Source organism: Thioclava sp. F42-5 (genome assembly GCF_002213195.1).
Lineage (GTDB): Bacteria > Pseudomonadota > Alphaproteobacteria > Rhodobacterales > Rhodobacteraceae > Thioclava > Thioclava nitratireducens.
Genome location: NZ_NBNZ01000007.1, coordinates 47,480 through 62,080, shown reverse-complemented (window position 1 = coordinate 62,080; position 14,601 = coordinate 47,480). Strand labels below are relative to the sequence as shown.

At 65.4% G+C, this 14,601-nt stretch carries 13 protein-coding genes; 10 read left to right on the top strand and 3 right to left on the bottom strand.

Annotated features, from left to right (window positions below; translation table 11 throughout):
- Positions 1 to 29: 29 nt before the first annotated feature.
- On the bottom strand, positions 30 to 746 hold the full coding sequence (locus B6V74_RS16435; protein WP_240497133.1) for a phosphodiester glycosidase family protein: 717 nt from the start codon (positions 744 to 746) through the stop codon (positions 30 to 32).
- 13 nt (positions 747 to 759) lie between these two features.
- Entirely contained in the window at positions 760 to 1,191 is a 432-nt protein-coding gene (gene rbfA, locus B6V74_RS16430) for a 30S ribosome-binding factor RbfA (RefSeq protein WP_075776888.1), read from the bottom strand.
- A 97-nt stretch (positions 1,192 to 1,288) separates the two neighbouring features.
- On the opposite strand from rbfA, the gene dapB reads away from it, so the two are divergent.
- The gene (gene dapB / locus B6V74_RS16425) at positions 1,289 to 2,098 is read left to right on the top strand and encodes a 4-hydroxy-tetrahydrodipicolinate reductase (protein WP_088723424.1); all 810 of its coding nucleotides are present in this window, start codon (positions 1,289 to 1,291) and stop codon (positions 2,096 to 2,098) included.
- Between the two features lie 97 nt (positions 2,099 to 2,195).
- On the opposite strand, the gene B6V74_RS16420 is transcribed toward dapB, so the two are convergent.
- Positions 2,196 to 2,381 carry a DUF1674 domain-containing protein gene (locus tag B6V74_RS16420; protein ID WP_088720527.1) on the bottom strand — a complete coding sequence of 62 codons (186 nt, stop codon included), beginning with the start codon at positions 2,379 to 2,381 and terminating at the stop codon, positions 2,196 to 2,198.
- 80 nt (positions 2,382 to 2,461) lie between these two features.
- Here B6V74_RS16420 and B6V74_RS16415 point away from each other — a divergent pair, with 80 nt between their 5' ends.
- The 9 genes from B6V74_RS16415 (at position 2,462) to rmuC (ending at position 14,589) form a co-directional block, all read left to right on the top strand.
- Positions 2,462 to 3,733, top strand: a complete 1,272-nt coding sequence (locus tag B6V74_RS16415; protein WP_088723423.1) for a transcription antitermination factor NusB — start codon at positions 2,462 to 2,464, stop codon at positions 3,731 to 3,733.
- Positions 3,734 to 3,819: 86 nt separating this feature from the next.
- The gene (locus tag B6V74_RS16410; RefSeq protein WP_240497130.1) at positions 3,820 to 5,541 is read left to right on the top strand and encodes a heparinase II/III family protein; all 1,722 of its coding nucleotides are present in this window, start codon (positions 3,820 to 3,822) and stop codon (positions 5,539 to 5,541) included.
- Positions 5,542 to 5,605: 64 nt separating this feature from the next.
- Positions 5,606 to 7,192, top strand: a complete 1,587-nt coding sequence (gene purH / locus B6V74_RS16405; RefSeq protein WP_088723421.1) for a bifunctional phosphoribosylaminoimidazolecarboxamide formyltransferase/IMP cyclohydrolase — start codon at positions 5,606 to 5,608, stop codon at positions 7,190 to 7,192.
- A gap of 84 nt (positions 7,193 to 7,276) precedes the next feature.
- Positions 7,277 to 7,756, top strand: coding sequence for a signal peptidase II (lspA, locus tag B6V74_RS16400; protein ID WP_088723420.1), 480 nt, complete (start codon positions 7,277 to 7,279; stop codon positions 7,754 to 7,756).
- A 71-nt stretch (positions 7,757 to 7,827) separates the two neighbouring features.
- Entirely contained in the window at positions 7,828 to 8,379 is a 552-nt protein-coding gene (locus tag B6V74_RS16395) for a DUF3035 domain-containing protein (protein WP_075776816.1), read from the top strand.
- Between the two features lie 93 nt (positions 8,380 to 8,472).
- Positions 8,473 to 9,855, top strand: a complete 1,383-nt coding sequence (locus B6V74_RS16390) for a pitrilysin family protein (protein ID WP_077701340.1) — start codon at positions 8,473 to 8,475, stop codon at positions 9,853 to 9,855.
- Entirely contained in the window at positions 9,852 to 11,177 is a 1,326-nt protein-coding gene (locus tag B6V74_RS16385) for a pitrilysin family protein (protein WP_206185217.1), read from the top strand. The genes B6V74_RS16390 and B6V74_RS16385 overlap by 4 nt, the downstream gene beginning before the upstream one ends.
- A 65-nt stretch (positions 11,178 to 11,242) precedes the next feature.
- The gene (mutL, locus tag B6V74_RS16380; protein ID WP_088723419.1) at positions 11,243 to 13,141 is read left to right on the top strand and encodes a DNA mismatch repair endonuclease MutL; all 1,899 of its coding nucleotides are present in this window, start codon (positions 11,243 to 11,245) and stop codon (positions 13,139 to 13,141) included.
- On the top strand, positions 13,138 to 14,589 hold the full coding sequence (rmuC, locus tag B6V74_RS16375; RefSeq protein WP_088720533.1) for a DNA recombination protein RmuC: 1,452 nt from the start codon (positions 13,138 to 13,140) through the stop codon (positions 14,587 to 14,589). The genes mutL and rmuC overlap by 4 nt, the downstream gene beginning before the upstream one ends.
- Positions 14,590 to 14,601: the final 12 nt, after the last annotated feature.

Sequence of the window (14,601 nt, the reverse complement as noted above, 5' to 3'; positions counted from 1 at the left end):
CCGCCTGCTAGCCCAAGCGGCGCGAGCCGTCAATCTCCAGCAGCGGGGTCCGCGTGCGCGATCAGCGCCACGATCGGCCCCATCGGCAGGCCCATATCCTCGCGCCCCTGGCCGGGAATGGTCAGCCGAGATATCTTTCCGTCGAGATAGAGCGCGTTGGGCACCTGCATCTCGTCACGGAAGAAACGACCGAATTCGTGAAAGCTCACCGGCGCATCGGAGATCGCGAAATAGGCGGTCTTGCCATCGGCCGAGACACCCACTCCGTTGCGGATGTTCTTCGACGTCCCGTCGGCGAGGAATTTCGGATGCAGCGTGCCGTCGATCACCAGCATCGGCCCCGATTGCGTCGCATAGGTGCAGTCCTTCGGGTCAGCGGCGAAGGCGCGCGATTCCGTCACCGAGAATGTCTCGCCGATGCAGAAGACACCATTTGGCAGCAGGCCGAAATTGCCCGGCCCTTCGGAGGTGACGATCGAATGCAGTTCCTTGCCGTTCTCGATGAACAGGCCCACCGGCTTGCGATCGGGATGGTACATCCCCGCATTCATCGCGAAGATAACGCGGTCGCCTTTGGGGACGACTTCGGAAAGCCGCTCGGGCGTTCCGATCAGATTGCCATCGGGATCGTCGAGGAACAGCTTCAGGTCCTGCCCGAGCTGCGCTTCGCAGACCGTGTAGGTCACGCCGTCGAAGCTGCGATCCGCGCAAGGAGCGTCGGCCAGCGCAGGCGTGGCCAGCAGCATCAGCGCGGCAGCATTAGTTGCGATCGTCTTCATCGTCTTCGTCATCGTCCCGCGCAGCGATATCGCGCTGCACCGTCTCGTCCGAAAACATACGGCGCGTCTCGTCCAGCCGGTCATAAGTCTCGTCCAGCCGGAAGCGCAGATCGGGGCTGTATTTCGCGGTCATTTCTTTGCCCAGCAGACGCCGCAGCTCGCCCTTGTTGCGCGCGAGCGCCGCGATCAGCTCTTTGCCGCCTTCCCCGCCCAAGGGCGTGACATAGGCGGTCGCGACCTTCAGGTCTGGAGAGCAGCGCACTTCGCCCACCGTCACCGAGAAGCGGCTGAGATCGGGATCATGCACGTCGCCGCGCATCAGGAGGTCCGACAGCGTGCGTCGGATCAACTCGCCCATGCGAAGCTGACGTTGCGAGGGGCCATCGCCCGAGGAGAAACGGTTCTTTGCCATGGCGCTCACATAGGGCGTCTGCGGGTTTTGCGCAACGGGGGCTTTGCCAAGCGCGCCTGTGCAAGCTAGATAGCGCGAAACCGTTAAGGAGAAAGACATGAGCGACCTGCCGGGCATCGTGATCACCGGGGCGTCGGGCCGGATGGGCCAGATGCTGATCCGCACCGTGAGCGAGAGCGACAAGGCGCGCCTCGTGGGCGCCGTCGAACGCACGGGCCACGACTGGGTCGGACAGGATCTGGGCGAGGCGATGGGCGGCGCACCGAACGGCGTGATCGTGACCGACGATCCGCTGGAGGCGTTTTCCGGGGCGCAGGCCGTGATAGACTTCACCGCGCCTGCCGCCACCCGCGAATTCGCGAAGATCGCGGCGCAGGCACGCCTGACCCATGTGATCGGCACGACCGGCATGGACGAGGACGACATCGCGGCGCTCAAGCCATGCGCGCGCCATGCCGTGATCGTGCGGGCGGGGAACATGAGCCTCGGGGTGAACCTGCTTACGCAGCTGACGAAAAAAGTCGCACAGGCGCTCGATGCCGACTGGGATATCGAGGTGATCGAGGCGCATCACAACAAGAAGGTCGACGCGCCCTCTGGCACCGCGCTGATGCTGGGCGAGGCAGCGGCGGAAGGCCGTGGCGTCTCGCTCGAAGACAATCGCGAGTCGGGCCGCGACGGTATCACCGGCGCACGCAAGCATGGCGCGATCGGCTTCTCGGCCATTCGAGGCGGCGATATCGTGGGCGAGCATGACGTGCTGTTTGCCGGCATGGGCGAGCGGATCATCCTGCGCCATGTCGCGACCGATCGGGCCATCTTCGCGCGCGGCGCGCTCAAGGCCGCGCTCTGGGGTCAGGACAAGCGCCCCGGCGAATACGACATGCTCGACGTGCTGGGGCTCTGAGTCACAGCAGTTTCGGATTGGCTCAAATATCCTGGGGGTGAGGCGCAACGCGCCGAGGGGGCGACGCCCCCTGCCCCGGCATCAAAGGGCGCCGCGATCAGAAGTCGATCGCGAGGCCCTTCTTCTCCCAATCGCCGTAGCGCACGGGCTCGGGACCGTCGCGACCGCCAAGCTCGGTCGGGAGTTCCGCCGCCTGCGCGTTCTTGCGGCGCTCCTCGGCTTCGGCGAGCGCGCGCAGGGCTGCGGGCGGCAAGTCGCGCTTATCTTCGGGCTTATCGGACATGGCGCGTCCTTCCTTGTCTGTGGATCGGGGCATGATATAGGCCTGCGCTTAAGCCGCAACAAGCCAGGAAGCCGCAGCCCATGTCCAGACCCGACCCCGCGCGCCGCGCAGCCCTTGGCCTGATCGTGGGCGTTCTCGAGGATCGCGAAAGCCTCTCCGAGCAAATCGGCGCGGAAGCGCTCGACGGGCTGGAGCCTGCGCAACGCGCTCGCGCCCAGCGCCTCGCGACGACGACGCTGCGCCATCTGGGCCGCGCCGACCGGATTCTCAAACCGCAACTGCGCCGTCGCACGCCGACGGACGTGATGGCGATCCTGCGGCTGGCCACGGTCGAGCTGCTGGAGGAAAAGCAAGCCCCGCATGGCGTCGTCGATGCCGCCGTGACGCTGGTGAAATCGGCCGGGCCGAAGTTGCAGAGCTTCTCGGGGCTGGTGAATGCCGTGCTGCGCAAGGTCTCCGAGGAGGGCGATAAATGGGCCACGACGCCTGCGCCCGAAATGCCGGGCTGGCTGCGCGGGCGCGTCATGTCGTCCTTCGGCAAGAAGGCCGCGCAGGCGATGGAAGTCGCGCACCTGGCCGGTGCGCCGCTCGACCTGAGCGTGAAGGACGATGCCGCAGGATGGGCCGAGACGCTGGGGGCGACGCTTCTGCCCACGGGCTCGCTGCGGCTGACCGATCCGGGCAAAGTGTCCGAGCTAGCCGGTTTCGAAGACGGCGCGTGGTGGGTGCAGGATGCCGCCGCCGCGCTGCCCGCGAAGCTGCTCGCTCCGGCATCTGGTGCGCACGTCCTCGACCTTTGTGCAGCACCCGGGGGCAAAACGCTGCAACTCGCCGCGATGGGGGCCGATGTTACCGCGCTCGATATTTCCGAGGCGCGGCTGGAGCGGCTCGCGGAGAACCTCGACCGGACGCAGATGGAGGCCGAGATCGTCGCCGCCGACGCGCTCGAATGGGAGCCGGATGCGCCTTTCGACGCGATCCTGCTCGATGCGCCCTGCTCGGCCACCGGCACGATCCGCCGCCATCCCGATCTGCCCTTCATCAAGGACGGCGCCTCGATCAAGCCGCTCTTCGCGCTTCAGGAACAACTCCTCGACCGCGCGCTGCAATGGCTCAAACCCGGCGGCATGCTGGTCTATGCGACCTGCTCGCTTCTGCCCGAAGAGGGTGAGGCGCAGATCAAGGCGGCGCTCACCCGGCATCCGGACCTCACCGTGATCCGCCCCGATCTGCCCGGCATCGATCCCGCGTGGATCACCGAGGAAGGCGGGCTGCGCCTGCGGCCCGATTTCTGGCCTGATCTCGGGGGGATGGACGGATTCTACATGGCGCGACTGCAACGCTCTGCGTGAACTGGCACCGCAGGCGGTGACAGCGCGCCTGCCTCCCAGTAACGTGACCGCATTCCCCGACAGAAGGGCATGCAAGCGGCGACGGAATGGGCAAGGACAGAACCCGATCATCGGCAAAATTCGGCATGGCGCTGAACCGGCTCGCTGCTGCGCGCGCGGGCCGTGCGCAAACCGTGACCGGCTTCGTCAGCCAGCCGGAACGGCGCACGATCGGCTCTTATGCCAAGGGGCGGCAACTCGTTCAGGGCAATTTCCTGTTCGCCGGCTTCCTGATCGAAGGCCCGGGGGTCAACATCTGGGATCTGCCGATGCCTGACCCCGCGTTCGAGGATGCGCTTCACGGTTGCGGTTGGCTGGACGATCTCGCCGCGCTGGGCACCCGCGAGGCCCGGATCCGCGCGCAGGATTGGGTCTTCGGCTGGATCGACCGCTTCGGCGACGGCAAAGGGCCGGGCTGGACGCCCGATCTGACCGGGCGCCGCCTGATCCGCTGGATCAACCACGCGGTCCTGCTTCTGAACGGGCGCGAGCGCGTGGATGCCGACCGCTTCTTCCACGCCTTGGGCAAGCAGACGATCTTCCTTTCGAAGCGCTGGTCCGGCGCGGTGCAGGGGCTGCCCCGGTTCGAGGCGCTGACCGGTCTCGTCTATGCGGGACTTGCGCTGACCGGGATGGAGCGGCACGCCGCCCCCGCGCTCGAGGCGCTGTCGCGCGATTGCGCGCAGGAAATCGACGCGGAGGGCGGGATCGCAAGCCGGAACCCCGAGGAACTGCTCGAGATCCTGACGCTTCTCAACTGGGCAGCCGAGGCATTGGAAACGGCGGGGCGCACGCCGCCGGGTCCGCTCCTCGATGCGATCGCTCGGATTGCGCCCACCCTACGCGCACTGCGCCACTCCGATGGGGCGCTGGCGCGGTTTCACGGCGGCGGACGCGGCCCCGAAGGGCGGCTCGACGCAGCGCTCTCGGCGACCGGCATCCGCAGCGTGCGGCGCGAACCGATCGCGATGGGCTATGTGCGAATGCAAGGGGGGCGCGGCTCTCTCATCATCGACGCGGCGCGACCTCCGCAGGGCGAGGCCTCGGCCAATGCCCATGCGTCGACGCTGGCTTTCGAGCTGACCTCCGGTCGTCGCCCGCTGATCGTCAATTGCGGCTCGGGCGCGCAGTTCGGCGCGGATTGGCACCGGGCGGGCCGGGCCACCGCCAGCCATTCGACCCTCTCGATCCGCGGCTATTCCTCGTCGCGCCTCGGCCCCGAGCGCCTCTTCGGACGGGCACCGCGCGCCTTTCTCGACAAGACGCCGAAAAACGTCTGGTTCAAGCCCGACGATCTGTCCGAGACCGGGATGATCTTCGGCCATGACGGCTATGCCGAGACCCACGGCATGTCGCATATCCGCGAATTGGACCTCTCCGTCGACGGGCGCGAATTGCGCGGGCGCGACACGCTGGGCGCGATGACGCCTCAGGATATCGAGCGCTTCGACCAGATCTTCGAGCGTGAAGGCCTGCGCGGCATTCCCTTCGACATCCGCTTTCACCTGCATCCCGATTGCGACGCGGCACTCGATCTCGGTGGCACCGCCGTTTCGGTCGCGCTGCGCACCGGGGAAATCTGGATTTTCCGCCATGACGGGGTCGCCGATCTGGCATTGGAACCCTCGGTTTACCTGGAAAAAGGGCGCATTCGCCCGCGTCCTGCACAACAGATCGTGCTTTCCAGCAAGGTTCTGGACCGGGCCTGCCAGATTGGCTGGACCTTTTCGCAAGCACGCGATAACCCCTCGGCCATCGACGCGCCCTGACCTTGGGGCAAATTCCCCAAGGATGGCCGGGCGCCCCTGACCTGAGCCTTGCGAGGAGCTGCCCGTGACCCGCCCGATCCCCCTGACCCGTGCGCTGATTTCCGTTTCCGACAAGACCGGACTGGTCGACTTCGCCCAAGCGCTTGCTGCGCGCGGTGTGGAACTGCTATCCACCGGCGGCACCGCCAAAACCCTGCGCGAAGCTGGCCTCAGCGTGCGCGACGTGGCCGATCTGACGGGGTTCCCGGAGATGATGGACGGTCGCGTTAAGACGCTCCACCCGAAGGTGCATGGCGGCCTGCTGGCGCTGCGCGACAACGAAGAACACCTCGCCGCGATGGAAGCGCACCAGATCGAGGCGATCGACCTGCTGGTGGTGAACCTCTACCCGTTCGAGGAAACGGTCGCGAAGGGCGCCGATTACGACACCTGCATCGAGAATATCGATATCGGCGGCCCGGCGATGATCCGGGCTGCGGCGAAGAACCACGCGTTTGTCTCGACCGTCGTGGATGTCGAAGATTACGCCGCCGTGCTGGAAGAGCTCGACGCGAATGATGGCGCGACCTCCTACCCGTTCCGCCAGCGCCTCGCCCAGATCGCCTATGCGCGCACCGCGGCCTATGATGCCGCCGTCTCGACCTGGATGGCTGGCGCCATCGGCGAGCAGACCCCGCGCCGCCGCGCTTTCGCGGGTACGCTCGCCCAAACGCTGCGCTATGGCGAAAACCCGCACCAGTCGGCGGCCTTCTACCTCGACGGTACGAACCGCCCCGGCGTCGCGACCGCGAAGCAGCTGCAGGGCAAGGAACTGAGCTACAACAACATCAACGACACCGATGCCGCCTACGAGCTGGTCTCGGAATTCGGTACCGAGAAGCCCGCCGTCGCGATCATCAAGCATGCCAATCCCTGCGGCGTGGCGACCGGCGAGACCGTGATCGAAGCCTATAAGCGCGCGTTCGACTGCGATCGCACCTCGGCCTTCGGCGGCATCATCGCGCTGAACCAGACGCTCGACGCGGCGACCGCCGAAGAGATCACCAAGATTTTCTCCGAAGTCATCATTGCGCCCTCGGTGGACGAGGCGGCGAAAGAGGTTATCGCGAAGAAGAAGAATGTGCGCCTTCTCGAAACCGGTGGCCTGCCCGACATCACCGCACCGATCACGACCTATCGTCAGGTCGCGGGCGGTTTCCTCGTACAGGACAAGGACAACGGCGTGATCTCGCTGGACGATCTGAAAGTCGTGACCGAGCGCCAGCCCTCCGAGCAGGAGCTGAAAGACCTTCTGTTCGCGTGGAAAGTCGCGAAACACGTCAAGTCGAACGCGATCATCTACGTCAAGGACGGCGCGACCGTCGGCGTGGGCGCGGGCCAGATGAGCCGCGTCGACTCGACCCGGATCGCGGCGCGCAAAGCGGAAGACATGATGGAAGCCGCTGGTCTGAGCGAGACTCCCACCAAGGGGTCAGTCGTGGCCTCGGACGCCTTCTTCCCCTTCGCCGACGGCCTGATCACCGCGGCTGAGGCAGGCGCCACCGCGATCATCCAGCCCGGCGGCTCGATGCGCGATCAGGAAGTGATCGACGCGGCGAACGAGCGTGGTCTTGCGATGGTCTTCACCGGAATGCGCCATTTCCGCCACTGATCCGCCCGTATCTTTGCGTAGCCCGGTGGATGCCGGGCTGCACCTTCTGGCATGAAGACGTGACGAGAAACAAACGAGGGCCAGATGCGGCTAGCAGCGAAAGTGACAGCGGGCGTCCTGCTCCTCGACCAGGTGTCGAAATATATCGTGGTGCAGGGGATGCATCTCGACCAGCGCGGCGCGATCGACGTGGTGCCGCCCTACCTCAACTTTCGCATGGCATGGAATCGCGGCGTCAATTTCGGTCTGTTCTCCGACGAAACCGACTGGATGCGCTGGGTGCTGATTGTCGTCGCGCTGGTGATTTCGCTCTGGGTCTGGGTCTGGATCGCGCGTGAGCCGCATTCGCGCCGGGTGAATATCTCGGCCGGGCTGCTGGTCGGTGGCGCGCTCGGAAACGTCGTCGACCGGCTCGTTTACGGCGCGGTGGCGGATTTTCTCAACATGTCGCTACCGGGTTGGGAGAACCCCTATTCTTTCAACGTGGCAGATGTGGCGATTTTCCTCGGCGCTGTCGGTCTGGTGCTGTTCACCGGCAAGGACCATCGCGCCAACGAAGGCTAGCCTGTTTTTCGCAGGTGACGACGCTCCAATGTTGCGTTAAGACGGGGGCGGAACTGGCAAGGGAGTGGTTCATGCAGGCGAAGATCGGCACGCTCGGACTCGCGTTTACAGCGGTACTGACGCTGGCTGCCTGCGGCAATTCCCGCGACCCCAGCCTGATGAATCTGCGGTCTTCGCACCAAGGCCCGGACGAATTCGGCGTAATTCCGACGAAGCCGTTGGAGATGCCGGAGAATCTGGATGCCCTGCCGCCCCCCACGCCGGGCGGCGCGAACATCACCGATCCCACGCCCGAAGCCGATGCCGTCGCCGCCCTTGGTGGCAATCCGCGCCGCCTCGATCGGAACGGCCAGGTGCCGACGTCGGATCGGGCGCTCGTCTCCGCGGCTTCGCGTTACGGCAGCCAGGCGGGCATCCGCCAGACCCTCGCCGCCGAAGATTACCAGTGGCGCAAGGATCACGACGGTCGCCTGCTCGAACGTCTGTTCCAGGTTTCGGTCTACTACAAAGCCTACAAGCCGATGGAGCTCGACCAGTCGGCAGAGCTCGAGCGCTGGCGCCGTCTCGGCGTCGTCACCCCGGGCGCCCCGCCCTCGGGTGAAGCGCAGCAAGCGGTCAAGTAATCCGGAAAATCATCACGAGAACGTCACCGGCGTTTGCACGCGAAGCGAGAGTGCTTATCTTCGCCGAAACTGTGTCTTGTGAGGAGTTGGGCATTGCGTGCATTCCTGTTCGCCCTGCTGACATTGGCAGGTCTGAGCCCGGCGGTGGCCGGTGACGTCTCTACTTTCGAGTTGGAAAACGGCCTGAAAGGCGTCGTGATCGAAGATCACCGCGCGCCCGTCGTGGTCCATATGGTCTGGTACAAAGCCGGATCGGCCGACGAGAAGCGCGGCAAATCCGGCATCGCGCATTACCTTGAACACCTGATGTTCAAGGGCACCGACACCATGGCCCCCGGCGAGCTGTCGAAGACGGTCGCCGCCAATGGCGGTTCGGACAACGCCTTCACCAGCTTCGATTACACCGCCTATTTCCAGCGCATCGCCGCGGACCGACTGCCGCTGGTGATGAAGATGGAAGCGGACCGGATGCGCAATCTGCGTATCTCGCCCGACGACGCGAAGACCGAGCTGCAGGTGATCCTGGAAGAGCGTGCGCAGCGTACCGATTCCAACCCGCAGGCGCTGTTCAACGAACAGGAACGCGCCGCCCAGTTCCTCAACTCGCCCTATGGCACGCCGGTCATCGGCTGGCGCAAGGAAATGGAAGGCCTGACCCGGCAGGACGCGCTCAAGTGGTATCACGAATATTACGCGCCCAATAACGCGGTACTCGTGGTCGCGGGCGATGTGAAGCCCGACGAGGTGAAGGCGCTCGCCGAGAAGTATTACGGCAAGCTGAAACCGACCGAGGACCTGTCGCCCCGCGCCCGCCCGCAAGAGCCGCCGCAACGCGCCGCGCGCCACCTGACCTTCGAGGACGCCCGCGTCGCCCAGCCCTATCTGGTCCGCACCTATCTCGCCCCCGAGCGCAATCCGGGCGATCAGAAGCGCGCGGCCGCCCTGACCGTTCTGTCGGAGATTCTCGGTGGCAATCAGGCGACCTCCGTACTTGGCCGAAAGCTGATCTACGGCGACGGCACCGCGATCTACGCGTCGAGCTATTATGACGGCATGTCGATCGACCCGACGACGTTCAACCTCTCGGTCATGCCCGCCAAGGATGTGAGCCTCCCCGAGGCAGAAAAGGCGCTCGACAAGGCGCTGGCGCAATTTCTGAAGGAAGGCATCGACCCTGAGCAATTTGCCCGCATCAAGACGCAGGTGAAGGCCTCCGAGATCTATTCGCGCGACAACACGCAGGGCCTCGCACGGCGCTATGGCGAAGCACTGGCCTCGGGCTTCACGGTGAAGGATGTCGAGGACTGGCCGGACGTTCTGATGTCGGTGACGGAGGAGGACGTGATGGCCGCGGCCCGCGATCTGTTCCAGAACAAATCCTCGGTAACGGGCTATGCCAAGCGTCCCGATGACGCCCCCGCCGAGACTGCGGCCCCCGCCGCGCCGCCCGTGACCGCGCAGGAGATCACGCAATGATCCATACCCGTTTCCCGATCACCGCGCGCCTCGTGATGGCGTCGCTCTTTGCCTTCGTGCTGGCTCTGCCCGCCCGCGCGATCGACATTCAGCAGGTCACGTCGCCCGGCGGCATCAAGGCGTGGCTGGTGGAGAACCACGACATCCCCTTCACCGCGCTCGACATCGCCTTCCGGGGCGGGGCGAGCCTCGATGCCAAGGGCAAACGCGGCGCGATCAACCTGATGACCGCCACGCTCGAAGAAGGCGCGGGCGAGAAGAACTCGCAGCAATTCGCCGAGGCCGAGGAAGCACTGGCCGCACAGTTCGGCTTCGATGTGGGCGACGACTCGCTCGACATCTCGGCCCGGATGCTGACCGAGAACCGCGACAAATCCGTGGACCTTCTGCGCGAGGCGCTGGTCAATCCGCGTTTCGATCAAAGCGCAATCGAACGCGTGCGCCAGCAGGTGCTCGCCGTGATCGCGTCGAGCAAACAGGACCCGAACGACATCGCGGGCGAGAAATTCCGCGAGATCACCTATGGCGATCATCCCTATGGTAGCTCGCTCAACGGCACCACCGAGAGCGTGAAGGGCCTGACGCGCGAGGACCTGTTCGAGGCCAAGGACCGTGTGATGACCCGCGATCACATGGTGGTCTCCGCAGTGGGCGACATCACCCCGGAAGAACTCGGGCCGATGCTCGACAAGCTGCTGGGCGATCTGCCCGCCAAGGGCGCCGACATGCCCCCCCCCGCGGATCCGAGCTTCAAGGGCGGCGTGACCACGGTCGATTTCGACAGCCCGCAATCGGTGGTGATGTTCGGCCAGAAGGGGATCGGGCTGAAAGACCCCGATTTCTTCGCGGCCTATGTCCTCAACCAGATCCTCGGCGCGGGCGGGTTCTCGTCGCGCCTGATGGACGAGGTGCGCGAGAAACGCGGCCTGACCTATGGCATCACCTCCTATATCGTCGACAAGGATCTGGCGAAGACTTGGCAGGGCAGCTTTGCCTCCGCCAATGAGAAGGTCGCAGAGGCGATCTCGGTCGTGAAAGAACAGTGGAAAAAAGCGGCGACCGGCAAGGTCACCGACAAGGAGCTGGAGGACGCCAAGACCTACCTCACCGGTGCCTATCCGCTGCGTTTCGACGGCAATGGCACGATCGCGGGCATTCTCACGGGGATGCAGCTCAACGACATGGCGCCGAGCTATATCGACACCCGCAACGACAAGGTGAACGCGGTCACGAAGGAGGATATCCAGCGCGTGGCCAAGCGCATCCTGAACCCCGACAACCTCACCTTCGTGGTCGTCGGACGCCCGCAGGGCCTGAACTGATTTCGCTGGGGATAGCTGGCGCGAATCTCTTTAGATGAGCGCCGCACCATGCTATCCCTAGTGGAATGAACCAGCACAACCGCAATATCGGCGCGTCTGAGCGTCCCGTGATCCGGCAGCTCGATGACGCTGCGGCAAACCGCATCGCAGCGGGCGAAGTGGTCGAACGCCCGGCCTCTGCCGTGAAAGAGCTGGTGGAGAACGCGCTGGATGCAGGCGCGTCTCGGGTCGCGGTGGAATATTGCGATGGCGGCAAGACGCTTATCCGCGTGACCGATGACGGCTGTGGGATGACCGCCGAGGATCTGCCGCTGGCGCTCTCGCGCCATGCCACCTCGAAGATCGACGGCTCGGATCTTCTGAACATCCACACTTTCGGCTTTCGCGGCGAGGCGCTGCCCTCGCTCGGCGCGGTCGGACGGCTGACGATCACCTCGCGCGTCGATGGTCTCGACGCCTTCCAGATCAGCGTGGCGGGCGGCCAGATCGGGCCGGTGAAACCGGCGGCGCTGAACCGGGGCACCGTGGTCGAGTTGCGCGACCTGTTCTTCGCCACGCCCGCACGTCTGAAATTCATGCGCACCGACCGGGCCGAGGCGCAGGCGATCGCCGATGTGATGAAACGGCTGGCGATGGCGGAGCCCTATGTCAGCTTCACCCTCACCGATGTGTCCAACGGCAAATCGCGCGAGATTTTCCGCGCCGATGGCGAGCAGGGCGAGCTGTTCGACGCGCTCTCGGAACGTTTGGCCCGGGTGATCGGGCGGGCCTTTTCGGACAACGCGGTGAAGATCGACGCCGAGCGCGAAGATATCCGTCTGACCGGTTATGCCGCGCTGCCCACCTATTCGCGCGGCGCGGCGGTGGAGCAGTTCCTCTTCGTCAATGGTCGCCCGGTCCGCGACAAGCAGCTGACCGGGGCACTGCGCGCGGCTTACATGGATTTCCTCAGCCGCGAGCGTCACCCCGCCGCCTGCCTGTTCCTGACCTGCGAGCCCGAGCGCGTCGACGTCAACGTCCACCCCGCAAAGGCCGAGGTCCGCTTCCGCGAGGCCGCGACCGTGCGCGGGCTGATCGTGACGGGGCTGCGCCATGCGCTGGCGCAAGCGGGGCATCGGGCGTCCTCGACCGTCTCGGATGCGACGCTCGGCGCGATGCGCCCCGAACCGACCGCCGATCAGCCGCCGCGCATTTACCAGATGGATCGCCCGAGCCTTGGCGCGATGCGGTCGTCCTACTCCGCGCAGGCGCCGCTGCCCGATCCGGCCTATCAGCCCCCATCCTACCCGCAGCCGTCCTTCCAAGAGGCCCCTGCGCCCAGCTTCGACTATGCGCCCTCGGCGCGGGCCGAGGCCCCGGCCCCCGCAGAGCCCGCGCTGACCGAAAAGCCCTTGGGGGCTGCCCGCGCGCAGGTGCATGAGAATTACATCATCGCCCAGACCGAGCGCGGCATCGTCATCGTCGATCAGCACGCGGCGCATGAGCGGCTGGTCTATGAGAAGCTGAAGGGCCAGATGGCCGAGAACGGCGTGCCCGCGCAGGCGCTGTTGATCCCCGAGATTGTGGAGCTTTCTCAAGGCGACGCCGCGCTGCTCCTGGAACATGCCGACGCGCTTTCCCGCCTTGGGCTGACCATCGAACCCTTTGGCGGCAGCGCGATTGCGGTGCGCGAAACCCCTGCCGTTCTGGGCGAAATCAATGCCGAAGGGCTGCTGCGCGACGTGCTCGACGAGCTGTCCGATCTGGGCGACAGCCAGTTGGTGCAGGCCAAGATCGAAGCGGTACTCAGCCGCATGGCGTGCCACGGCTCGATCCGCTCGGGCCGCCAGATGCGCGCCGACGAGATGAATGCGCTGCTGCGCCAGATGGAGGCCACCCCCCATTCCGGCCAATGCAACCATGGGCGTCCGACATATGTCGAACTGAAGCTCAGCGATATTGAAAGACTGTTTGGCCGCACATGATCCAGCTCGGTTCCCTCACTCTCGACCTCAACGATCCCGTGGTTCAGGCTCTGATCGGCGCAGTCGTCGTCGCGCTGATCTTCGCCGGGCTGTGGCTGTCTGCGCGCAAGCGCGCGGCGGAACTGGATGCCGATCTGGCCGCGGCCGAACCTTATCGCGAAGAGGCCCAGAACCTGCGCGAGGCGCTCGCTGCCTCTGAAGCTGCGGCAGAACGTCTGCACGAGGTCGAGGCCACGCTGGAGCGTACGCGAAACGCGCTCAACGACGAATACCGGGCGCGCGTTGCCAAGTCCGAGGCTTATGAGAGCCTGCAGCGCGAACATGCGGCGCGCCTCGAAGAATTGCGCGGCATGAAGAAGGAGATCGAGGATCGGTTCTCCTCGGTCGCCTCCGGCGTGCTGCAGAAGAACTCCGAGGCTTTCCTGTCGCTCGTCTCGGAACGGTTCAAGACCCATGAGAAGACCGCGCAGGAGGAACTCGACCGCCGCCGCGACGCGATCGAGCATCTGGTGAAGCCGCTCAACACCCGGCTCAACGAGTTCGGCGAGCAGATTCAGTCGATCGAGAAGGCCCGCAACGAGGCTTACGGCGCGATCCATGCGCAGGTGAAGACGCTGGCCCAAGGGCAAGCGCATCTGGGGCAGGAGACCCGCAAGCTTGTGCAGGCGCTGCGGGCGCCGAAGACGCGGGGGCGGTGGGGCGAAATGCAGCTGCGGCAGGTCTTCGAGATGGCGGGGATGTCCGAGAACGTGGATTTCCACCTCGAGCAGCATTTCCAGACCGATGCAGGCGCGCGCCGCCCCGATGCGATCGTGCATATCCCCGGCGGCAAGAGCATCGTGATCGACGCCAAGACCCCGCTCGAGGCTTATCTCGATGCGCTGGAGGCGGAGACCCCGGAACTGCAGAACGCGGCCATCACCCGCCACGCGCAGCAGGTGCGTCAGCATGTGAAGCTGCTGTCCTCGAAATCCTATCAGGACCAGCTGCACGAGACGCCCGATTTCGTCGTGATGTTCATCCCCGGCGAGACCTTCGTGGCCGCCGCCGCCGAGGCCGATCCGGGCCTTATCGAATACGCGTTCGAGAACAAGGTGCTGATCGCCTCGCCGACGACGCTGATGGCGCTGGTGAAAGCCATTGCCTATGGCTGGCAGCAGGAGAAGATGGCCCGCAACGCCATCGAAGTGCAGAAGACCGCCAAGGATCTCTACGAGCGGATCAAGACCTTCGGCGGCCATGTCGAATCCGTCGGCAAGGCGCTGACCCGCTCGGTCGAGAGCTACAACAAGGCGGTGGGCTCGCTGGAAAGCCGCGTGCTGCCTTCCGCCCGCCGCTTCGAACAGATGGGCGTCGTGCCCGATGGCGGCACGCTGGAGACGCCCGCGCTGGTCGACAGCCATCCGCGCGCGGTCTCCGCCCCGGCGCTCGTGCAAGAGGAAGACTGACACCTATTGCCG